We start from the raw sequence: 19,460 nt of genomic DNA, 5'->3' as shown, positions 1-19,460 counted from the left end.
CCTCAGCTCTTGAGTCGGTATCGAAGGGTGAAGCTCTTCCAGCCGCCCTGCACGTCGTAGAGCTCCGGCGGCAGCCCGCGCAGCGGCGCGCAGCTGGCGAAGATCGCGCGTACCGCATCGTCGACGCGCGTGACGTAGCGCTGATTGGTATCGTCGACGCCGGTATGGCCGACGATCCGCGGCGGGCCGGCGAGCGAGCCGTCGCGGTTGATGCGCAGATTGACCACGACGCGGATCTGGTCGGCGCCCGGGCCGGGATTGACCTGGCGATCGGCGCAGGGCTGGACCTGCCGCTGGATCGCCGAGCCGATGTCGGCGGCGGCCTGCGCCGACATCTTCGTCGCGGGCGGATTGAGCGACGTGCTGTTGGTTCGGTTGTTCGTGCGGCCGAGATCGAGCCCTTCGAGATTGCCGGTCGGCCGCACGTCGCGGCGCGGCTGCTGGCGCGGATTGGCGGCAGGCGCTGCGGCGGTGGGTTTTGCCGGCGGCGCGGGCTTGGCGTTGGGCGCCGGCGCAGGCTTGGGCGGCGTGGGCTGCGGCCTGGATGCCGGTTCGGGCTCGGACACCGGCTGCGGCGGCGCGCTGTCGGGCTCGACCGGTGCTTCCACCGGCGACTTCTTCGCCGCTTCTTCCTCGCTGCTGATCACCGGCGCGCTGCTCTCGAGCCCGACATCCTCGGCGAACGAGACCGCGATCGGCGTGCTGACCAGCTTCTGCGGGTTGGGCGTCGCGAGGAAGCCGACCGAGAGCAGGCCGAACAGCGCGACGTGGCCGATCGCCGCGATCGCCAGCCCCCCCGCTTCGGCGCGAGTCAGTCCCATGACGTCACTTGCTCGCAGCGTTGGTCAGCAGCGAGACGCTGTTGAGCCCGGCGCGGTTGAGCTCGCCCATCACGCGCATGACCTTGCCGTAGCCGAGCCCCTGATCGGCGCGGAGGTAGATTTGCGGCGGCTTGCCGTCGGCGCCCTTTCGCGACGCGACCTGCTCGAGCATCGCGGGCAGCCCGGCATCGTCGACGGGCGCGTTGTCGACGAACACCTGGCCCTTGTCGTCGATCGCGATCTGGACGGGCTTCTGCTCCTGATCGAGCGCCTTGGCGCGGCTCTCGGGCAGGTTCACCGGCACGCCGGCGGTGAGCAGCGGCGCGGTGACCATGAAGATGATCAGCAGCACCAGCATCACGTCGACCAAGGGCGTGACGTTGATGTCCGCCATCGGCGCGCGCCGCCCGCGGCCCCGGTTGGAGGGGAGATGCATGGCCATTTAGGCCTCCATCTCCAGGCGGCGGCTGAGCGTCGCGTGGAAGCCGTCGGCGAAGCGGTTGAGGCGCTGCTCGACGCGATTGATGCCGTGGCTGTAGCGATTATAGGCGATCACCGCGGGGATCGCGGCGAACAGGCCGATCGCAGTGGCGAACAACGCCTCGGCGATGCCCGGCGCGACCACCGCGAGCGACGAATTCTGCTCGGCCGCGATGCTGGTGAAGCTGCGCATGATGCCCCAGACGGTGCCGAACAGCCCGACGAAGGGCGCGACCGCGCCGACCGTGGCGAGGAAGTTCAGCCGATCGGCGAGGCGATCGATCTCCTGCGCGATCGTCGCGCCCATCGCGGTGGCGAGCCGCTCGCGCGTGCCGCCGCGGTCGATCACCTTGCCCGTGGTCGAGCGGCGCCATTCGGTGACGCCTGCCGCGAAGACCCGGCCGATCGGCTGGTCGCGGCCGGCGACGCGGCGGTGGAACTCGTCGATGTCGTCGGCCTCGCGATACTCGGTCTCGAAGCTGGCGATGCCCTTCTTCACGCCGCCGATGCGGAAGCCGAAGCTCAGGATGATCGCCCAGGTCCACAGGCTCGCGAGCAACAGGCCGATCATCACGCCGCGGACCACCCAGTCCGCCTGTAGGAACAGGGCGACGGGCGACATGGTCGCAGCGGCGGTATTCAGAAACAACATGTCGAGCTCAGTTTCCCTTCCACAACAACGGTTCGAACGCGGCAATCCACGCTGCAGGCTGGCGCCGGGGCCGACCGGTCGGGGAGACGAACGCCGCCTCGACTTCACCTGCGGCCACTATGGTTTCGCCCCGCATGACTCTTTGCTGAATGACCACGGCGGCTGCCCGCAGCGACACAAGCCGGCTCACCACGTTCAGTTCCTCGCCGAGCCGCGCGGGCACGCGATAGTCGAGCCGGACGCCGCGCAGCGCATAGGCGCCCTCGCCGCTCTCGAACGTGGTGCGCTGGTCGACCCCGGCGGCGAGCAGCATGTCCGAGCGGGCGCGCTCCATGTAGCGCAGATAATTGGCGTGGTAGACGACCCCGGTCAGGTCGGTGTCCTCGAAATAGACGCGCAGGCCGAAATGATGCTCCAGGCCATGGAAGCTGCCGATGGCGGAGAGCGCGTGCATGAACGGGCCTTAACCAAGGCGGAGTCCCGGGGGAACCCCTGGCCTCAGTCGAACAGCCCTTCCTGCGCGGTGGGCGGAGGGTTGAGCCCGAGATGTTTCCAACCCGCCGCGTTGAGGCAGCGGCCCCGCGCGGTGCGGGCGATCATGCCGATCTGGATCAGATAGGGCTCGATCACTTCCTCGATCGTGTCGCGCGGCTCGGAAAGCCCCGCGGCGAGCGTCTCCACGCCCACCGGGCCGCCCTTGTAGATGTCGGCGATCATCATCAGGTAGCGCCGGTCCATATTGTCGAGCCCCAATGCGTCGACCTCGAGCCGGGTGAGCGCCGCATCGGCGACCTTGGCGTGGACCGTCTCCTCGCCCGCGACATTGGCGAAGTCGCGCACCCGGCGGAGCAGCCGCCCGGCGATGCGCGGGGTGCCGCGCGCGCGGCGGGCGATCTCGTGCGCGCCGTCCTGCGCGACATGCAGGTCGAGCAGGGTCGCGGCGCGGGTGACGACGCGCTCGAGCTCGTCGACGGTGTAGAATTGCAGCCGCACCGGGATGCCGAAGCGATCCCTGAGCGGCGTGGTGAGCAGCCCCTGCCGGGTGGTCGCGCCGACGAGGGTGAAGCGCGGCAAGTCGATCCGCACCGATCGCGCCGACGGCCCCTCGCCGATCATCAGGTCCAGCGCGCGGTCCTCCATCGCCGGATAGAGGACTTCCTCGACCGCCGGATTGAGGCGATGGATCTCGTCGATGAACAGCACGTCGCCGTCCTCTAGATTGGTGAGGAGCGCCGCAAGGTCGCCCGACTTGGCGATCACCGGCCCCGAGGTCGAGCGGAAGCCCACCCCCATCTCGCGTGCGATGATCTGCGCGAGCGTGGTCTTGCCGAGCCCGGGCGGGCCGAAGAAGAGCACGTGATCGAGCGCGTCGCCGCGCTGCTTCGCGGCCTGGATGAAGACGCGGAGATTCTCGCGCGCGGCGCGCTGGCCGACGAATTCGTCGAGCGACTTGGGGCGCAGCGCCGCGTCGATATCCTCGGTGCGGCGCGAGGCGGTGAGGATGCGGTCGGCGTCGGTCATGGGCAGTTGTTCCCTACCCGTTCGCATGCCCCTCTGTCGAGGTGCGATGCCGGCCGCATCCGCTCCGGTTCAGAAGAACGCGCCGTAGATCACATCGACGATGCGCCGATCGCTGCGACGGACCAGCAGCAGATCGGGGCCATAGCGTATCCACATATATCCTCGCGGCGGCGCGCCGAGCCCGAGCAGGCCGTAGTCGCTGAAGAAATAGCGGGACGACCAGAACAAAGTCGGCAGGATGAGCCCCGCCCGCCAGCGGCGGTAGTTCCAGCCGCGCGGATAGTTCCAGCCCGGACGCTGGATCGGCCGGAAGCCGGGCGGGCGCCCCTGCCCCGGACGATGCGGCGGCCGCGCAACGGGCGGGCGCCCCCCCTGCTGCGGTGGACGCACGGCAGGCGGACGCGCACCCTGCTGCGGCGGGCGCGTAGCTGGCGGGCGGGCGCCCTGCTGTGGCGGACGCGTGGCGGGTGGGCGCCCGCCCTGCTGCGGCGGACGCTGGGGCTGGGATGCTCCGGGTCGCTGCGGCTGTGAAGCCCCGGGTCGCTGCGGCCGTGGCCGCTCCTGCGCCTGCATGGCGACTGCGATGTCGGGCACCACGAGCACCAACGCGCTGGACAAGAGAAGAAGCCGTTTCATGCCGTTCTCCTTACCCCCGGCGACTCCCAGGCTAGGCGCCGAGCCGCGCGAAGAAAACCCAGAACAACCCTTAGCGCGCGGCGGCCCGTGCGCGGTCGGCGTCAGTCATTTTGGTCGAAATCAAAATCGGGGAGGTGAGACGTATCGAAAATCGCTCCCTCAGATGCGAGTGCAAAGAACATTCTTTCACCGCCCTCGCTCCGACATATGAGCACAGTTTTGATGCCAGGTAAAAGAAGCATGTGATGTGATAGGAGAGATCTGAATCCCACTAACCAACGGTCCAATTGCGCAATCTCATAGGTAGGTAATTTCTCGGCGAGAATTCTGTCCAAGCTCCCGACGTGCAGTATGTCGCTGCAACGTCCATAAATTTGTGAGATCAAGTCCGCTCGAACGGGTTTGGCAACAGGAGTGAACTGTCGCCCGCCATCCGGACCTACCGCAAGTAAATCCGCTATGGCCACCGGGGTAGGATGTTCGCTTAGGCGAGCAACATCCGCGAGCAGTTCTTTGGGGCGCCATTTGCTGAGGCTGGAAATCGGATGCCCGTCAAAATGGTGGGCCGCGACAACAGCCAGCGTCAAATACTCACAGATCTTCCTGATCTGAAACCAACAAAAATCACAGTTTTGCCAGCAATTTGGGTGATCTGAGTTCGCCTTCAACTCAGTGATTGAATCATCCACTGCATCAAGTCGGCGAAAAATTTCGGTGATGAAATTAGCATAGACATCAATGACACGCGCTAGGTCGCCATCCGAGACGGCAGCGGCGGTCACTTCGCCGCCTTTCTGAGCGCCAGCCGCACCAGCGCGTCGAGCGTGGCTCCCGAGCCGAGCTCATCATTGGCGGCGCTGACGGCGGTGCTCGCCTCGGCGGGTTTGAAGCCGAGGTTGAGCAGCGCCGAGACCGCGTCCGCCGCGGCGCTGCCCGCCGGCGCCGGGGCAGCCCCCCCACCGCCCAGCGCGATGCCGCCGGCCTTGTCCTTGAGTTCGTTGACGATGCGCTGGGCGAGCTTGGGCCCCACGCCGTTGGCGCGCGCGATCATCGCCGAATCGGCGCGGGCGACCGCGGTGCGCAGCTCGTCGGGGGTGAGGATCGAGAGGATCGCCAGCGCGACCTTCGAGCCGACGCCCTGGACATGGGTGAGCAGCTTGAACCAGTCGCGCTCGTCGGCGGTGGCGAAACCCATCAGGCGGATGAAATCCTCCGCGACGAGCATCTCGGTGTGGATCGTCACCGCGTCGCCGACCATGCCGAGCTTCTCGAGCGTCTTGGCCGAGGCGCCGACCAGATAGCCCACGCCGTTCACGTCGATCACCGCGTGATCGGCGCCCGTCGCCGCCAGCCTGCCTTTCAGATGCGCGATCACTCGGCCCCACACTCCGTTCGCCCTGAGCTTGTCGAAGGGCTGCTTTTGTTCTTCTGAAGAAAGAACGGCGCTTCGACAAGCTCAGCGCGAACGGATGGGGATATTTCGCGCCGACGCCAGATGGTGCGCGTGGCAGATCGCCACCGCAAGCGCATCGCCGGCGTCGGCGCCGTCGATCTTCACGCCGGGGAGCAGCCGCGCGACCATCGCATGGACCTGCGCCTTCTCGGCGCCGCCGGTGCCGACCACGGCCTTCTTGACGATGCTCGGCGTATATTCGCCGACGTCGAGCCCCGCGCGGGCAGCCGCGCAGAGCACCACGCCGCGCGCCTGGCCGAGCTTGAGCGTCGACTGGGCGTTCGAATTGACGAACACTTCCTCGCACGCCGCCGCCTGGGGAGCATGATCGGCGATCAAGGCATCGAGCATGGCGTCGAGATGGGCGAGCCGGCGGGCGAGTTGCGCCTGCGGGTCGGTCTTGAGCTTGCCGTTGGCGACGTGGCTCAGCCGATTGCCCTCGGCGCGGATGATGCCCCAGCCGGTCGTGCCGAGCCCGGGATCGAGGCCGAGGATCAGCATGGATCAAGCCCCTCCCCTTCAGGGGAGGGGTTGGGGTGGGGCAGGCCGGACCAGCGATCACGGCGTTGATGGAGGGCCGACAGAATAGTGCTCACCACACCTTCGATATTTTCCCACACGTCCACGTTGGTGAAGCGCAGGGTGACGAAGCCTTTCCTCAGCAACCGATCGTCCCGCCTCGCGTCCGGCTCTGGATCATGTGTGTCCCCATCGACTTCGACGATCAAACCCTTTGCCGGGCAAAAGAAGTCGCAGATGTAGGGGAAAATCACCGCCTGTCGGCGGAATTTATGACCGAGCTGCGAATTGGAGAGGTGGCGCCACACGCGCACCTCCCACTCCGTGGGGTTGCGGCGCATCTCGCGGGCGCGTTCGAGAAGTTCCTTCTCCGTCACCACTGCCCCACCCCAACCCCTCCCCTGAATGGGAGGGGCTTTTATTGGTTCAGCCCAATTTCTCCATCACTTCGTCCGAGACCTCGTAATTCCCCCAGACCGTCTGGACGTCGTCGTCGTCGTCGAGCGCGTCGATCAGCTTGAAGAGCGTCGCGGCGTCGCCCTCGCTCACTTCGACCATGGTCTGCGGGCGCCAGGCGAGCTTGGCGCCCTCCGGCTCGCCGAGCACCCGCTCGAGCGCCTTGGCGACTTCGTGGAGGTCGCCCTGCGCGGTCCAGATCTCGTGGCCGTCCTCGGAGCTCGTCACGTCCTCGGCCCCCGCCTCGAGCGCGGCCTCGAACACCTTGTCGGCGTCGCCGGCGCCGGCGGGATAGTTGATCAGGCCCATCCGGTCGAAGGCATGGCTGACCGAGCCCGGCGCGCCGAGATTGCCGCCATTCTTCGAGACCGCGGTGCGCACGTTGGTGACGGTGCGGTTGCGGTTGTCGGTCAGCGCCTCGATGATCAGGCTGACCCCGCCCGGGCCGAAGCCCTCGTAGCGGATCTCCTCGTAATTCTCGGCATCGCCCTTGCTCGCCTTGTCGATCGAGCGCTGGATATTGTCCTTGGGCATCGACTGCGCCTTGGCCGCGCTGATCGCGGCGCGCAGGCGCGGATTCATGTCGGGATCGGGCAAGCCCATCTTGGCCGCGACGGTGATTTCGCGGCTGAGCTTGGAGAACATGCTCGAGCGCTTCTTATCCTGCGCGCCCTTGCGGTGCATGATGTTCTTGAATTTGGAATGGCCTGCCATTGCGCTCTCATGGAATAGGGATGCGCGTCTCTAATGCAGCGACGGGTTCCGGTGCAAATAGGTTCACGCAAAGGCGCCAAGGCGCAAAGATGAGATTTTCGCGCAGAGGCGCAGAGGACGCAGAGGCGTTTTGGAACAGCCGCGCTGGATCAGCGCCAAATTCCAGTCATATCGATCGAGGGCGCTGCGCGCCGTTTGCGATCTCCGCGTCCTCTGCGCCTCTGCGCGAAACCTACTTCTATCTCAGTGCAGCCCGAGCGCGTTGCGATAGGTCTCGAGCAGCGCGTCGGCCTCGTCGCGGTGATGCTTCTCCATCTTCCGCAGGCGGACGATGTGGCGCATCGTCTTGGTGTCGAAGCCGGTCGACTTGGCTTCGGCATAGACGTCCTTGATGTCGTCGGCGATGCCCTTCTTCTCTTCCTCGAGGCGCTCGATCCGCTCGATGAAGAGGCGCAGCTGTTCGGCGGAAATCGAATCGGACAAGGTGGGAACTCCTGGAGAAAGGCTTTGGCGAAGCGGCGCGATTATCGGAGCGCGCCGCGCCGCTCAACCTTTATCCGCGTCAAGCTTCGGCAGCGCTTCGACGCGCAGGAAACGGACCTGGACGACGCGGCCGTTGCTGCTGGTCAGTTCGATCACGCGGCCCTTCGCGTCGCGGCGGAAGCGAATCGCGCCGAAGACCGATTCGGTATGGAACGCGTCCTGCTCGCGGAATTCGGGAGGCGGCTGCTGGATGCGCGTGGCGTAGCCGGGGCCCTTCAGCCACAATTCGTCCTTGCGCCGCTCGACCGTGACGATCGCGCCGAGCTCGGGGCTGTAATAGTCGCCGAGATAATCGGCCATCCGCGCGGTGGTGAGCGCTTCGGCGGGCCGCTTCTCGTAGCGCGTCGCCACCATGTCGCCCCCCGGCTGGACGACGGTCAGGGTCCGCGCCGGCGTTTCGCCCGAGAAGCGGAAGGTCACCGGCGCATAGGTCGACGCGAACTCGCCGCCACCATGCGGGAGCATGGGGTCCCCGCCCTGCATGAACAGCTTGCCGTCGCGAAGCTGGACGAGGAGGAGCATGCCCCCGACGTCGCGATAGGTGCCCACGACACGCTGGAGCTCGGCCTCGGGCACGGTGACCGGGGATCGCTGCGCCTCGGCCTGCAACGTGCCGGCGAGATAGATATCGGCGATCTTGCGAGCGAAGGTCACCGGATCGCCCAGCTCGACGTTGCAAAGCACCGCGGTCGCGAATTGCTGGTCGGGCATCACCATGAAATGGGTGACGAAGCCAGGGTCGAGCCCGCTATGCTCCGCCACGGCCACGCCGCGATAGCGCCCGATCGTCAGCCCGCCGCCGTAGCGCGTCAGCGGATCCCCCTTCAGCATCTCCGCGATGACGGCCGGGGTGCCGACCCTGGGCTGCCGGAAGTTGGCCGCCCAGCGCGCGAGATCCTCGACGCTCGAACGGATGTCGGTCGAACCGACCGTCGAATAAGCGAGGATGCGGCGCTCGAATTTCTTGTCGTCGCCGATCCCGTAAGGTGAGGCCTCGCCGGCGCGAATGCGGCGGAAGTCGTCGACGACATAGGTGTGCGTCATGCCGAGCGGCGCGAAGACGCGTTCCGCGAGGAAGTCGGCAAAGCGCTTGCCCGACACGCGTTCGACGATCAGCGCGAGCAGGGTGTAGTTGGAATTGGAGTAGCCGAAGGCTTGGCCGGGTGCGAAATTGAGCTCGCGCTGATCGAAGATGACGCGCAGCGCGTCCTCCTGCGTCACCGTGTCCTCGCCGCGCCGTCCCTGGAGCCACAGCAACGATATTTGGTCGCGCAGGCCGCTGCTGTGGTGGAGGAGATGGTCGATCGTGATCGGCTGGGCGAAAGCGTGCAGCTCGGGCACATATTTGCGGACGTCGTCGCGGGTCGACAGCTTGCCCTCGGCCTGCAGCAGCAGCACCGCGAAGGCAGTGAATTGCTTCGAAACCGAGGCGAGGTGGAATTCGGTCTGCGGACCGTTCGCCACGCCCGCCTCGACCGACGCCTGGCCATAGCCACGCTGGAGCAGGACCTTGCCGTCACGCGACACCGTGACCGCGCAGCCCGGGCTCGTCGGCGCGCTCCATTGCTTGAAGAGCGCATCCACCTCGCTTGCAGGATCGGCGGGCTGCGCGGCGGCGGAAGGCACCGACGCGGCGGCGAGTAGGAGCGCGAACGTCTTCATGGCGCAACGATTACACTTGTAGTCGTTGCGCGGCAATCGTCCGCGCGCAGCGTTCGTCGATGCGAAAGCGGCCTCGGTCGCTTTTGGAACGATCAGCGCCCGGGATCGGTCATCGACGGCGGGTCGCTCGCGGGAAAGCTGTCGTCGAGCGCATCGTCGAGCGCCGCCTCGACATGGTTGCGCTGCATGCTCTCCTCCATCCGCGCGAGCTGCTCGTGCGTCGCCTCGATCTGGTGGCGCGCCTTCCACTCGGCATAGGGCATGCCGTAGACGATCTCGCGCCCCTCCTCCTTGCTCAGCCCGCCGGCCTCGGCGACCCAATCGCCCAGGCAGTTGCGACAGAAGCCCGCGAGCCCCATCAGGTCTACATTCTGCGCGTCGCTGCGATGCCGCAGATGCCGGACGAGCCGCCGGAACGCCTTGGCCGCTGTCGCGTCGTCCAGGGTCTCTAATGTCGGCACGTGAACCTCCGTGGTTGATCGGCGCAGATTAAAGGTTAGAGGCAGGCCCGCACAAGGATGACAGCGATGACAAAGGCCATAAGCCCCCGAAGCCGAAAAGTCCGCGTCCTCGCGACGCTGGGACCTGCGAGCAACACCGTCGAGATGATCGCGAAGCTGTTCGAGGCGGGGGCGGATGCCTTTCGCGTCAACATGAGCCATGGCGACCAGGCATCCAAGGTGCCGGTGATCGCCGCGATCCGCAGCCTCGAGAAGAAATTCGGGCGGCCGACGACGATCCTCGCCGACCTCCAGGGCCCGAAGCTCCGCGTCGGCAAGTTCGCCGAGGGCAAGGTGGTGCTGGCGACGGGCGACACCTTCGTCCTCGATCGCGATCCCGCCCCGGGCGACGCGACCCGCGTCGAGCTGCCGCACCGCGAGATCTTCGAGGCGGCGCACGAGGATGCACGGCTGCTGCTCGACGACGGCAAGATGGTGCTGCGCGTCACCGCGGTCGAGCCGAATCGGCTGGTGACGCGGGTCGAAGTCGGCGGGACCCTGTCCAACTCCAAGGGGCTCAACGTCCCCGACATGGTGCTGCCGCTCGCCGCGCTGACCGAGAAGGACCGCAGCGACCTCGCCTTCGCGGTCGAGCAGGGTGCCGACTGGATCGCGCTCAGCTTCGTCCAGCGGCCCGAGGACCTGATGGAGGCGCGCCGGCTGATCGGCGGCAAGGCGGCCTTGCTCGCCAAGATCGAGAAGCCCAGCGCGATCGCGCGGCTCGACGAGATCGTCGAGCAATGCGACGGCGTGATGGTCGCGCGCGGCGATCTGGGCGTCGAGCTGCCGCCGCAGAGCGTGCCCCCCTTGCAGAAGCGCATCGTCGAGACCGCGCGGCGGATGGGGCGCCCGGTGATCGTCGCGACGCAGATGCTCGAATCGATGATCGAATCGCCCTCGCCCACCCGCGCCGAGGTCTCCGACGTCGCGACCGCGGTCTATGACGGCGCCGACGCGATCATGCTCTCGGCAGAGAGCGCGGCGGGCAAATGGCCGATCGAATCGGTGGCGATGATGAACTCGATCGCCGACGCGGTGGAGCGCGACCCCGCGCATGGCGACCGCGTCCACTTCACCGTCACCCGCCCCGATCCGACCACCGCCGACGCACTCGCCGAGGCGGCGAAGAACATCGCGCGCACCGTCTCTGCGACTGCGATCGTCTGCTTCACCAGCTCGGGTTCGACCGCGCGGCGAATCGCCCGCGAGCGGCCGACCGTGCCGATCATGGTGCTCACCCCGAAGATCGAGACCGCGCGGCGCTCCGGCCTGCTCTGGGGCAGCCACGCCGTCCACACCCGCGACGTCGAATCGTTCGAAGAGATGGTCGCCAAGGCCAAGCGGATGGCGCTGCGCCAGGACCTGGCGGCCTCGGGCGACCGGATCGTGATCTGCGCGGGCGTGCCGTTCGGGACGCCGGGTTCGACCAACGTGCTCCACGTCGTCACGATCGTGGGCGACGAGCTGAAGAATTATACGGGGCCGAGCGAAAGCTGAGGCGTCTGGACTCCCCTCCCTGCTCGCAGGGAGGGGTTGGGGGTGGGTGCGCGCGTCTGCGCGCTCAAAAGACTCATTTCCAACGGCGCAAAACAGCAATGGGCGAGGCATCGAGCCTCGCCCATTGCTAGACCCACCCCTTGCCCCTCCCTTCCAGGGAGGGGTGTTCCTTGGTCAGGAAAGCAGCCCGAACCGCACCAGCTCGGCCCGGAAATCCTCGGCGCCGGTGAACAACACCGCGCGGATGCCAGCGTCCCGCGCGCCCGCGACATTGGCGGGGCTGTCGTCGACGAACACCGCGTCCGGACCCGAAAGCCCGAATCGCTCCAGCGCCAGCGCGTAGATCGCGGGATCGGGCTTCACCAGCTTCTCGTCGCCAGAGACGACGACGTCGCGGAAGCGATCGAACAATTCGGCATAGTGCGGAACCCAGGCGCGCCAGAACTCACCCGAGAAATTGGTGATCGCGAACAGCGGCACGCCTGCGGCATCGAGCTCGCGGACGATCTCCGGCATGCCCGGCACGGTGTGCGGGATCGTTTCGTTGAAGCGCGGTCCCCAGGCGGCGATCAGCGATTCATGCTCGGGATATTGCGCGCTCAGCTCGGCCGAGGTCTCGGCGAAGGGGCGCCCGGCATCGTGCTGGAAATGCCATTCCCTGGTGACGACGTGCGCCAGAAACGCTTCGAGCGCCTGATCGTCCTCGATCAAGCGCTCGTAGAGGTAACGCGGATCCCATTCGACGAGGACCTTGCCGACATCGAAGATGACGGCCTTCGGCGTCCCCACGTCCGGAATTAGCCCTGGCGGGCCTTGAACCGACGGTTGGTCTTGTTGATCACGTAGATCCGGCCGCGGCGGCGGATCACGCGGTTGTCGCGGTGCCGCCCCTTGAGCGACTTCAATGAATTCACGATCTTCATGACCGATTCGCTTCTCAACTGCTGGTGTCTGGAAAAGAGGCGCCCGCCTATAGGGGGAGCGTCTCCAAGTCAAGGCGCTCGCGCCCTTGCGGAACCGACGCCCGGGGGGCAGGGTTGAGGTGCGGCGGGGCGTGCCCTCCGCGAGACAGGAGGCGTTCGCCGGTGAACAGGATTCTCAGCATCGCAGCTATGGGTGCCGCCTTCCTCGCAGGCGGCTGCGCGACCACGCCCCGCCATGCGCCGGTCGACGTCACGCGCTATCACATCGGCGCGCTGACCGAGCGGACGACGATCTCGGTGGAGCCGATGAGCGGCGCGGCGCAGATCAGCCCCGAATATCAGCTCTACGCCGATGCCGTCGCCGCCGAGCTCGGACGGCTGGGCTTCGTCAAGTCGACCAGCGACCTGGCCTCGGGCTATATCGCGGCGGTTTCGTTCACCCGCTCCTCGCGCGGCGCCTATCGCGAGCCGCCCCCCGTCTCGATCGGCCTCGGCGGCGGCGGCATCAGCGGCGGCCGGCGCAGCGCGGTCGGCGTGGGCGGCGGGGTTTCGTTCGGGATCGGCGGCAAGACGCGCGAAGTCTATGGCTCGGAGCTCTCGGTCCAGCTCCGCCGGCGCAGCGACAACACCACCGTCTGGGAAGGCCGCGCGGTCACCGAATCGGTGAGCGGCAAGCCCGGCAGCGACCCGCGCGATCAGGCGGCGCGCCTCGCTTATGCGCTGTTCAGGGACTTCCCAGGCGAGTCCGGCGTCACTACCACGGTCAAATGAGCATCCAGATCAACGCCGCGTTCGACGGCGGCAACATCCGCGTGGTGGCAATCGAGGGCGATCGGGTCGACCTCGAGATCGTCACCGATCACCTGTCCGATTTCTACCAGTGGTTCCACTTCCGGCTGGCGGGCGCGAAGGGCCGCACGCTGACCTTCCGCATCCTCAATGCAGACGGCTCGGCCTATCCGTTCGGCTGGCCGGGCTACAAGGCGCGCTGGAGCACCGACCGCGAGAACTGGCGCACCACCGACGCCGACTATGCCGATGGCGTGCTCAGCTTCACCAAGGCGATCGACAGCAACATCATCTGGTTCGCCTATTTCGCGCCCTATTCGATGGAGCGTCACCATGACCTGGTGACGCGCATCGCGGCGATGCCGGGCGTGTCGCACCGCGAACTCGGCGTGACGCTCGACGGCCAGCCGATCGATTGCCTGACGCTGGGCGACGGCCCGAAGCAGGTCTGGCTCTATGCCCGCCAGCACCCGGGCGAGACCATGGCCGAATGGTGGATGGAAGGCGCGCTCGAGAAGCTGACCGACCTCGACGATCGCACCACGCACGCGCTGCGCAGCAAGGCGACCTTCCACATCGTCCCCAACATGAACCCCGACGGGTCGCGCCGCGGGCATCTGCGCACCAACGCGGCGGGCATCAACCTCAACCGCGAGTGGCATGCGCCGAGCGCGAAGAAGAGCCCCGAAGTGCTCGCGGTGCGCAACCGCATGGACGAGACCGGCGTCGCCTTCGCGATGGACGTGCACGGCGACGAGGCGATCCCCGCCAATTTCCTCGCCGGCTTCGAGGGCATCCCGAGCTGGACCGACGAACTGGGCGAGAAATTCTACGCCTTTGCGCGGCGGCTGGCGGACACCACCCCCGAGTTCCAGCTCGACCTCGGCTATGAGAAGGCGGCGCCCGGCAAGGCCAATCTCTCGATGTCGACAAATCAGCTGGCCGAACGCTTCGGCGCCGTTTCGATGACGCTCGAAATGCCCTTCAAGGACCATGACGCGAACGCCGACGCGGAATTCGGTTGGTCGCCGGCGCGCTGCAAGATACTCGCGCACGCCTGCATCGAGACGCTCGCCGGCATGATCGACGAAATCTGATGGAGATCCGCGAGGGAGGACTCGACGATCCCCGAGTCGTGGCGCTGCTCAACGTGCATTTCCAGGGCATGCTCGCCAATTCGCCCAAGGACAGCTGCCATTTCCTCGACCTTTCGGGGCTGCGCGCGCCCGACGTGACCTTCTGGACGGCCTGGGACGGCGAGGATCTGCTCGGCTGCGGCGCGCTCAAGCAGCTCGATGCCGGGCATGGCGAGGTCAAGTCGATGCGCACCGCCGCCGAGCATCTCCGGCGCGGAACCGGCGCAGCGCTGGTGTCGCACATCCTCAAGGTCGCGCGCGAGCGGGGTTACAAGCGCCTGAGCCTCGAGACCGGATCGGGCGCGGCGTTCGATCCCGCGCATGCATTGTACCGCCAGTTCGGCTTCACCGAATGCGGGCCGTTCGGCGACTATAAGGAAGACCCGTTCAGCCGCTTCCTGTCGCGGATACTCTGACCCTAGGCGAACAGCCTCTCGAAGAAGTCCGCCATCGCGCGCCAGCTGCGCCGGTCGGCGCGCGGCTCATAGGCGATGTTCCCCGGGTCAGTCCGGCTGGCATCGGTAAAGGCATGGCCGGCATGGCCATAGGCGTGGAGCTGCCAGTCGGCGCCGCTCTCGGTGAGCTCGTTCGCCAGGGCGACGACCGCCTCGGGCGGCGAGATCGGGTCGTTCCAGCCGTGGCAGAGCAGCAGCTTCGCGGCGATCGGCGACACGTTCGGATAATCGGGCCGGTCATAGACGCCGTGGAAGGTAACGCCGCCCAGGATGCCGAGCCCGGCGCGCGCCATGTCGAGCACGCATTTGCCGCCGAAGCAGAAGCCGATCGCGGCGGCCCTGCCCGGATCGGCCTGGGGCAGGCCGGTCAGCGCCGCGAGCGCGGCGGCGAGCCGATCGCGCAGCAGCCCACGATCGGCGTTGAGTTCGTCCATGTAGCGCGTGCGGTCCTCGGACTGCAGCGTGGTGCGCTTGCCCTGCCCGAACAGGTCGGCGGCGAGCGCGACATAGCCGAGCCCGGCCAGCGCCTCTGCCTTCAGATTGTCGGCCTCCTTCTGGCCGAGCACATTGGGGAACACGAGCACGCAGGGGCGCCTGCCCTCCACCGCATTGTCCCACGCCGCGACGCCCTCGAAGGGGCCGCCGGGGCCGTCATAGACCAGGGTCTGCCGAACGATTGTCATCGCCTGTCTCCTTGTCCGCGCCGCATGAGCCGCTAAGGACCTCGGCAACCCGTTCAAGGAGGCCCAATGCCCAAGCTCGTCCTCATCCGCCACGGCCAGTCGGCCTGGAACCTCGAGAACCGCTTCACCGGCTGGTGGGATGTCGACCTGACCGAGCTCGGCGTCAAGGAAGCCTGGGCCGCGGGCGAGCTGATGAAGGAGAAGGGGCTCGACTTCGACCTGACCTTCACCAGCTTCCAGAGCCGCGCGATCAAGACGCTCAACCTCTCGCTCGAGGCGATGGGACGGCTGTGGCTGCCGACCGAGAAGAGCTGGAAACTCAACGAGCGGCATTATGGCGGCCTCACCGGGCTCAACAAGGCCGAGACCGCGGCGCTGCACGGCGACGAGCAGGTCAAGATCTGGCGCCGCAGCTTCGACGTGCCCCCGCCGCTCCCCGAGGAAGGCTCGCCCTGGGACCTGGCCAAGGACGTGCGCTATCACGGCGTGCCGATCCCGCAGACCGAGAGCCTCAAGGACACGATCGCGCGCGTGCTTCCCTATTGGGAGGAGCGGATCGCGCCTGAGATCCGCGCGGGCAAGCGCGTGCTGATCTCGGCGCACGGCAATTCGCTGCGGGCTTTGGTCAAGCATCTGTCGGGGATTCCCGACGAGGAGATCGTCAGCCTCGAGATCCCGACCGGCCAGCCGATCGTGTACGAGCTGGATGGGGATCTGGTGGCGACCGATCGCTATTATTTGAACGAGCGATAATGGGTTCACGCGGAGGCGCGGAGATTTTGTTCGCGCAGAGGCGCAGAGGACGCAGAGGAGGATGTCCTGCCGCGTCAGCGGCCTCTATCTCCACCTTGTATGTCTCCCGGCGCGAGCCGCGTACGAAGCCTCTCTGCGTCCTCTGCGCCTCTGCGCGAACCTTCTCTCACCTTCTTCGCGCCTCCGCGTCTCCGCGTGAATCAAAGTTGCCCTAGCCGCGCCGCGCCCCTAACAAGCGCGCTTCCACAGCGTGGGGCAAAGCGTGGCACCTCTGGTCGGCATCATCATGGGCAGCACTTCCGATTGGGAGACGATGCGCCATGCCGCGCGCGTGCTCGAGGAATTGGGCGTGCCGCACGAGACCAAGGTCGTCTCCGCGCACCGCACCCCGCAACGGCTCTACGACTATGCCAACAGCGCCGCGGACCGTGGCCTCAAGGTGGTGATCGCCGGCGCGGGCGGCGCGGCGCATCTCCCGGGCATGGCGGCGTCGATGACGCACTTGCCCGTGCTCGGCGTGCCGGTGGAGTCCAAGGCGCTGAAGGGCGTCGACAGCCTCTATTCGATCGTCCAGATGCCGGGCGGCGTGCCCGTCGGCACGCTGGCGATCGGCAAGCCCGGCGCGATCAATGCGGGACTGCTCGCCGCAGCGATCCTCGCGACTTCGGACGAAGCGCTCGCCGAGCGGCTCAAGGCATGGCGCACCGCGCAGACCGATAGCGTGGCGACCGACCCCGAATGAGCGCGCTGCCCCCCGGATCGATCATCGGCATTCTCGGCGGCGGCCAGCTCGGGCGGATGCTCGCGGTTGCCGCGGCACAGCTCGGCTACCGCACGCACGTCCTCGCGCCCGATGCCGAGAGCGTCGCCGCGCAGACCGCGGGGAGCTACACCCGCGCCGACTATCACAGCCGCATCGTCCTCGACGAAGTCGCCGGGCAGACCGACGTGGTGACCTACGAGTTCGAGAATATCGCGATCGGACCCGTAGAGTATCTCTCGGGCAAGGTGCCGGTGCGCCCCGGCCCGCAGAGCCTGTCGATCGCGCAGGACCGCGCGCGCGAAAAGGCGTTCGTCGGTGCGCTCGGCGGGCGGACCGCGCCCTGGGCGCCGATCTCGACGCTCGAGGAACTCAAGGCCGCGGTCGACACGATCGGCGCGCCCGCGATCCTCAAGACGCTGCGGCTCGGCTATGACGGCAAGGGCCAGGTGCGCATCCGCGACGCCGCCGAGGCCGAGGCGGCCTGGGCCGAGATCGGCGAGCGGCCGGCGATCCTCGAAGGCTTCGTGACCTTCAGCCACGAATTCTCGATCATCACCGTGCGCGGGATCGACGGCGCGCTGACCAGCTATCCGCCGCCGTGGAACGAGCACAAGGACGGCATCCTCGCCCGCTCCTCGCTCCCCGCCCCCGCCGAGATCGCGCGGCATTGGGCCGAGGCGGCGACACTCGCCGGCAGGGTCGCCGAGGAGCTCGGTCATGTCGGGGTGCTGACGCTGGAGTTCTTCGCAACCGAGGACGGCCCGGTGTTCAACGAGATGGCGCCGCGCGTGCACAATTCGGGGCACTGGACGATCGAAGGCGCCGAGACCTCGCAATTCGAGAACCATATCCGCGCAATCTGCGGCCTGCCGCTGGGGTCGACCGCGCTGACTGGCAGCCATGTCGAGATGGAGAACCTCATCGGCGAGGACGCCCATCGTTGGGCGGAGCTGCTCGCCGAGCCGGGGACGCATCTGCACCTCTACGGCAAGGGCAATGTCCGGCCGGGCCGCAAGATGGGGCATGTGACGCGGGTGAAGCGGTAGCGACCTCACGTGAGGAAGGACTAGGATTTCTTATCCGCAACCCGTTTGGCTGCCCGCTTGGGCGTAATTTCGTTGGTAACGTAGCGGAGGCGCAGATTCACCAAGCTGCCGTTTCGTCGCACCAATTTCTCTACGCGGGTCGGCAGGTCATCGAACAAGTTGGTACGCGCGACCACGTGCTCGTCATCATCGAAGATAGCGGCGGTGAGACCGATCACGTTACCATCGTTGACCGCGGAATATTTGCCGATGGCAGTGCGGACGGAGGCTTTCCAGCCATCCAGCGAGACCTTCAGCGCCTTTCTTAGCTCGGTGTGAACGCCCGCCAAGCTCTCGATATATTCTCGAACGAGAATGGCGACATCGAGTTGGTCCAGGTGCGCGTCGATCTCCGCGATAACCGAAGCCTTGAATTTCTTGTCACCCTTGATCTTCGAAATATCGATGCTGGCCGCCACCGAGTGGCGCATTTGTCCTTTGTTCTTCCCTTCGTCACTAAAGTCGCCAGTCCAGGCCGCGTCGAACGTTGCGCCGTGGAGTGGGAGACCTCGATGCTGGGCATAATTCCTCAACGCCTCCATGAAACGGTAACTGAAGCTGGCATCGTACGCGACGTTGGTGAAGCCTTTGAACACCGCTACTAACCCTGCCACCGGTAACTGGTTGAGATGATGAGGCGTGTGATCAATGTAGGACTTGCACGACTGAAGTAGGTTCGAGAGCCGACGAGCGAAGCGGAGGCGAGTTTGCTGAAACTCGTGGTAATCTTCGTGATTGAGTACCATGGTCCGCATTGCTGACTGGAGCAGTTCCATTTCAAGTTCGAGGTAATTCTGGACGAGATCGTCCCACCCCTCTTCTATCAACGCAATCTGCCCAAGCGCGCCCCAAGAGACGAGCAAATCGTCGTACTCATCCTTCTCGATCGGAACCCTAGGTGTTGCACCCAATACCGCTTTCCAAAGGTAGTATGACAAGATTGACCTCCGCGTCGTAGTCCTACGCCGAAAAAGACTAGACGCCTACAACCTTCCCCTTCAGCACTACACAGCGCGGCTAGCTTCTATGCCGCTGCCTCGATCAGGAATGCTCCATAAGAAAAAAGGCCCGCCTCCTCATCGGAAGCGAGCCCTCTCAAACCAGAGCGAAGGCCTCAGCCGCGCGTACCGACGATCGGGAAGCTGCCGAACGCGCCCGCGGTGACGGTGCCGTTGAGCGCGTCGCCGTCGACGGTCGCCTCGACGGTGAGCGTCATCGGCATCGGCACGGTGATGTCGAGCGAGAAGGTCAGCGTGTCGCCGTTGACCTTGCCGTCCTTGATGTCGGTCGTGCCGAGGCCGCCCGAGAAATTGCCGGTGAAGCCATCGCCCGCGCTCTGCACGGTCAGCACCGCCGGCTGGTCGCCCATCGGCGACTTGGTCACCGTGTTCCAGCTGCCGTCGACATTCGCCATTGCGT

General features: G+C 66.5%; 26 protein-coding genes. 7 read left to right on the top strand and 19 right to left on the bottom strand.

All coding sequences use genetic code 11. From position 1 onward, the window contains the following. Positions 1-2: 2 nt before the first annotated feature. The 14 genes from MT490_RS05705 to MT490_RS05640 form a co-directional block, all read right to left on the bottom strand. Entirely contained in the window at positions 3-821 is an 819-nt protein-coding gene (locus MT490_RS05705) for a cell envelope biogenesis protein TolA (protein ID WP_363321728.1), read from the bottom strand. Between the two features lie 4 nt (positions 822-825). Then, positions 826-1,263, bottom strand: coding sequence for a protein TolR (gene tolR / locus MT490_RS05700; RefSeq protein WP_297385058.1), 438 nt, complete (start codon positions 1,261-1,263; stop codon positions 826-828). Next, positions 1,264-1,953 (bottom strand): protein TolQ, encoded by a 690-nt coding sequence (tolQ, locus tag MT490_RS05695; protein ID WP_297385057.1) that lies wholly within the window; start codon positions 1,951-1,953, stop codon positions 1,264-1,266. A 7-nt stretch (positions 1,954-1,960) separates the two neighbouring features. Next, positions 1,961-2,407, bottom strand: coding sequence for a YbgC/FadM family acyl-CoA thioesterase (locus MT490_RS05690; protein WP_297385056.1), 447 nt, complete (start codon positions 2,405-2,407; stop codon positions 1,961-1,963). Between the two features lie 44 nt (positions 2,408-2,451). Beyond that, on the bottom strand, positions 2,452-3,474 hold the full coding sequence (gene ruvB, locus MT490_RS05685; protein ID WP_297385054.1) for a Holliday junction branch migration DNA helicase RuvB: 1,023 nt from the start codon (positions 3,472-3,474) through the stop codon (positions 2,452-2,454). A 69-nt stretch (positions 3,475-3,543) separates the two neighbouring features. Then, positions 3,544-3,864: an RcnB family protein gene (locus tag MT490_RS05680; protein WP_297385052.1), complete on the bottom strand. Its 321-nt coding sequence runs from the start codon at positions 3,862-3,864 to the stop codon at positions 3,544-3,546. A gap of 347 nt (positions 3,865-4,211) precedes the next feature. Then, the gene (locus tag MT490_RS05675; protein ID WP_297385051.1) at positions 4,212-4,892 is read right to left on the bottom strand and encodes a hypothetical protein; all 681 of its coding nucleotides are present in this window, start codon (positions 4,890-4,892) and stop codon (positions 4,212-4,214) included. Beyond that, the gene (gene ruvA / locus MT490_RS05670) at positions 4,889-5,485 is read right to left on the bottom strand and encodes a Holliday junction branch migration protein RuvA (RefSeq protein WP_297385049.1); all 597 of its coding nucleotides are present in this window, start codon (positions 5,483-5,485) and stop codon (positions 4,889-4,891) included. The genes MT490_RS05675 and ruvA overlap by 4 nt, the downstream gene beginning before the upstream one ends. Positions 5,486-5,566: 81 nt before the next feature. Next, positions 5,567-6,064: a crossover junction endodeoxyribonuclease RuvC gene (gene ruvC, locus MT490_RS05665; RefSeq protein ID WP_297385048.1), complete on the bottom strand. Its 498-nt coding sequence runs from the start codon at positions 6,062-6,064 to the stop codon at positions 5,567-5,569. After that, positions 6,058-6,462, bottom strand: a complete 405-nt coding sequence (locus MT490_RS05660) for a DUF559 domain-containing protein (RefSeq protein WP_297385046.1) — start codon at positions 6,460-6,462, stop codon at positions 6,058-6,060. Before MT490_RS05660 ends, ruvC begins: the two co-directional genes overlap by 7 nt. A 46-nt stretch (positions 6,463-6,508) precedes the next feature. Next, positions 6,509-7,252, bottom strand: a complete 744-nt coding sequence (locus MT490_RS05655; protein ID WP_297385045.1) for a YebC/PmpR family DNA-binding transcriptional regulator — start codon at positions 7,250-7,252, stop codon at positions 6,509-6,511. Positions 7,253-7,495: 243 nt separating this feature from the next. Next, positions 7,496-7,735 carry a DUF2312 domain-containing protein gene (locus tag MT490_RS05650; protein WP_297385043.1) on the bottom strand — a complete coding sequence of 80 codons (240 nt, stop codon included), beginning with the start codon at positions 7,733-7,735 and terminating at the stop codon, positions 7,496-7,498. Positions 7,736-7,798: 63 nt separating this feature from the next. Beyond that, entirely contained in the window at positions 7,799-9,457 is a 1,659-nt protein-coding gene (locus MT490_RS05645) for a serine hydrolase (RefSeq protein WP_297385041.1), read from the bottom strand. 92 nt (positions 9,458-9,549) lie between these two features. After that, entirely contained in the window at positions 9,550-9,918 is a 369-nt protein-coding gene (locus MT490_RS05640; protein ID WP_297385039.1) for a DUF1244 domain-containing protein, read from the bottom strand. 66 nt (positions 9,919-9,984) lie between these two features. Here MT490_RS05640 and pyk point away from each other — a divergent pair, with 66 nt between their 5' ends. Beyond that, positions 9,985-11,454: a pyruvate kinase gene (gene pyk, locus MT490_RS05635; RefSeq protein WP_297385037.1), complete on the top strand. Its 1,470-nt coding sequence runs from the start codon at positions 9,985-9,987 to the stop codon at positions 11,452-11,454. A 174-nt stretch (positions 11,455-11,628) separates the two neighbouring features. On the opposite strand, the gene MT490_RS05630 is transcribed toward pyk, so the two are convergent. Both MT490_RS05630 and ykgO read right to left on the bottom strand, forming a co-directional pair. Further along, positions 11,629-12,243, bottom strand: coding sequence for an HAD family phosphatase (locus MT490_RS05630; RefSeq protein WP_297385035.1), 615 nt, complete (start codon positions 12,241-12,243; stop codon positions 11,629-11,631). An 8-nt stretch (positions 12,244-12,251) separates the two neighbouring features. Further along, positions 12,252-12,377 carry a type B 50S ribosomal protein L36 gene (gene ykgO, locus MT490_RS05625; RefSeq protein WP_066482602.1) on the bottom strand — a complete coding sequence of 42 codons (126 nt, stop codon included), beginning with the start codon at positions 12,375-12,377 and terminating at the stop codon, positions 12,252-12,254. Positions 12,378-12,539: 162 nt separating this feature from the next. Between ykgO and MT490_RS05620 the strand changes: the two genes are divergently transcribed. The 3 genes from MT490_RS05620 to MT490_RS05610 are packed head-to-tail and all read left to right on the top strand — an operon-like array spanning position 12,540 to position 14,718. Further along, positions 12,540-13,148 (top strand): DUF4136 domain-containing protein, encoded by a 609-nt coding sequence (locus MT490_RS05620; RefSeq protein ID WP_297385031.1) that lies wholly within the window; start codon positions 12,540-12,542, stop codon positions 13,146-13,148. Further along, the gene (locus tag MT490_RS05615; protein ID WP_297385029.1) at positions 13,145-14,263 is read left to right on the top strand and encodes a M14-type cytosolic carboxypeptidase; all 1,119 of its coding nucleotides are present in this window, start codon (positions 13,145-13,147) and stop codon (positions 14,261-14,263) included. Before MT490_RS05620 ends, MT490_RS05615 begins: the two co-directional genes overlap by 4 nt. Next, entirely contained in the window at positions 14,263-14,718 is a 456-nt protein-coding gene (locus MT490_RS05610) for a GNAT family N-acetyltransferase (RefSeq protein ID WP_297385028.1), read from the top strand. Before MT490_RS05615 ends, MT490_RS05610 begins: the two co-directional genes overlap by 1 nt. A gap of 2 nt (positions 14,719-14,720) precedes the next feature. Here the strand turns inward: MT490_RS05610 and MT490_RS05605 are convergent, their stop codons facing one another. Next, complete coding sequence (locus MT490_RS05605; RefSeq protein ID WP_297385026.1) at positions 14,721-15,440, bottom strand: dienelactone hydrolase family protein; 720 nt, start codon at positions 15,438-15,440, stop codon at positions 14,721-14,723. A gap of 66 nt (positions 15,441-15,506) precedes the next feature. Here MT490_RS05605 and gpmA point away from each other — a divergent pair, with 66 nt between their 5' ends. The 3 genes from gpmA to MT490_RS05590 all read left to right on the top strand — a co-directional run bounded on the left by gpmA (position 15,507) and on the right by MT490_RS05590 (position 18,002). Beyond that, positions 15,507-16,193 (top strand): 2,3-diphosphoglycerate-dependent phosphoglycerate mutase, encoded by a 687-nt coding sequence (gene gpmA / locus MT490_RS05600; RefSeq protein ID WP_297385024.1) that lies wholly within the window; start codon positions 15,507-15,509, stop codon positions 16,191-16,193. A 286-nt stretch (positions 16,194-16,479) separates the two neighbouring features. Beyond that, on the top strand, positions 16,480-16,935 hold the full coding sequence (purE, locus tag MT490_RS05595; RefSeq protein WP_297385122.1) for a 5-(carboxyamino)imidazole ribonucleotide mutase: 456 nt from the start codon (positions 16,480-16,482) through the stop codon (positions 16,933-16,935). Beyond that, positions 16,932-18,002 (top strand): 5-(carboxyamino)imidazole ribonucleotide synthase, encoded by a 1,071-nt coding sequence (locus tag MT490_RS05590; protein WP_297385023.1) that lies wholly within the window; start codon positions 16,932-16,934, stop codon positions 18,000-18,002. Before purE ends, MT490_RS05590 begins: the two co-directional genes overlap by 4 nt. Before the next feature lie 20 nt (positions 18,003-18,022). Here MT490_RS05590 and MT490_RS05585 read toward each other — a convergent pair whose 3' ends face one another. Together MT490_RS05585 and MT490_RS05580 are read right to left on the bottom strand one after the other, a co-directional pair. After that, the gene (locus MT490_RS05585) at positions 18,023-18,979 is read right to left on the bottom strand and encodes a hypothetical protein (protein WP_297385021.1); all 957 of its coding nucleotides are present in this window, start codon (positions 18,977-18,979) and stop codon (positions 18,023-18,025) included. Between the two features lie 176 nt (positions 18,980-19,155). Continuing rightward, positions 19,156-19,455 carry a hypothetical protein gene (locus tag MT490_RS05580; protein ID WP_297385019.1) on the bottom strand — a complete coding sequence of 100 codons (300 nt, stop codon included), beginning with the start codon at positions 19,453-19,455 and terminating at the stop codon, positions 19,156-19,158. Between the last annotated feature and the right edge of the window lie 5 nt (positions 19,456-19,460).

This window comes from Sphingomonas sp., from assembly GCF_026460985.1.
GTDB lineage: Bacteria > Pseudomonadota > Alphaproteobacteria > Sphingomonadales > Sphingomonadaceae > Sphingomonas.
The sequence above is the reverse complement of the archived record's forward strand: the minus strand, read 5'-3'. Positions and strand labels throughout refer to the sequence as shown.

Coding starts and splice junctions, on each gene's coding strand:
- MT490_RS05655 (WP_297385045.1), bottom strand. CDS start 7,252: ATGGCAGGCCATTCCAAATTCAAGAACATCATGCACCGCAAGGGCGCG.
- MT490_RS05645 (WP_297385041.1), bottom strand. CDS start 9,457: ATGAAGACGTTCGCGCTCCTACTCGCCGCCGCGTCGGTGCCTTCCGCC.
- tolQ (WP_297385057.1), bottom strand. CDS start 1,953: ATGTTGTTTCTGAATACCGCCGCTGCGACCATGTCGCCCGTCGCCCTG.
- MT490_RS05590 (WP_297385023.1), top strand. CDS start 16,932: ATGAGCGCGCTGCCCCCCGGATCGATCATCGGCATTCTCGGCGGCGGC.
- MT490_RS05580 (WP_297385019.1), bottom strand. CDS start 19,455: ATGGCGAATGTCGACGGCAGCTGGAACACGGTGACCAAGTCGCCGATG.
- MT490_RS05605 (WP_297385026.1), bottom strand. CDS start 15,440: ATGACAATCGTTCGGCAGACCCTGGTCTATGACGGCCCCGGCGGCCCC.
- MT490_RS05705 (WP_363321728.1), bottom strand. CDS start 821: ATGGGACTGACTCGCGCCGAAGCGGGGGGGCTGGCGATCGCGGCGATC.
- ykgO (WP_066482602.1), bottom strand. CDS start 12,377: ATGAAGATCGTGAATTCATTGAAGTCGCTCAAGGGGCGGCACCGCGAC.
- MT490_RS05690 (WP_297385056.1), bottom strand. CDS start 2,407: ATGCACGCGCTCTCCGCCATCGGCAGCTTCCATGGCCTGGAGCATCAT.
- MT490_RS05615 (WP_297385029.1), top strand. CDS start 13,145: ATGAGCATCCAGATCAACGCCGCGTTCGACGGCGGCAACATCCGCGTG.
- gpmA (WP_297385024.1), top strand. CDS start 15,507: ATGCCCAAGCTCGTCCTCATCCGCCACGGCCAGTCGGCCTGGAACCTC.
- MT490_RS05610 (WP_297385028.1), top strand. CDS start 14,263: ATGGAGATCCGCGAGGGAGGACTCGACGATCCCCGAGTCGTGGCGCTG.
- pyk (WP_297385037.1), top strand. CDS start 9,985: ATGACAAAGGCCATAAGCCCCCGAAGCCGAAAAGTCCGCGTCCTCGCG.
- tolR (WP_297385058.1), bottom strand. CDS start 1,263: ATGGCCATGCATCTCCCCTCCAACCGGGGCCGCGGGCGGCGCGCGCCG.
- purE (WP_297385122.1), top strand. CDS start 16,480: ATGGGCAGCACTTCCGATTGGGAGACGATGCGCCATGCCGCGCGCGTG.
- ruvB (WP_297385054.1), bottom strand. CDS start 3,474: ATGACCGACGCCGACCGCATCCTCACCGCCTCGCGCCGCACCGAGGAT.
- ruvC (WP_297385048.1), bottom strand. CDS start 6,064: ATGCTGATCCTCGGCCTCGATCCCGGGCTCGGCACGACCGGCTGGGGC.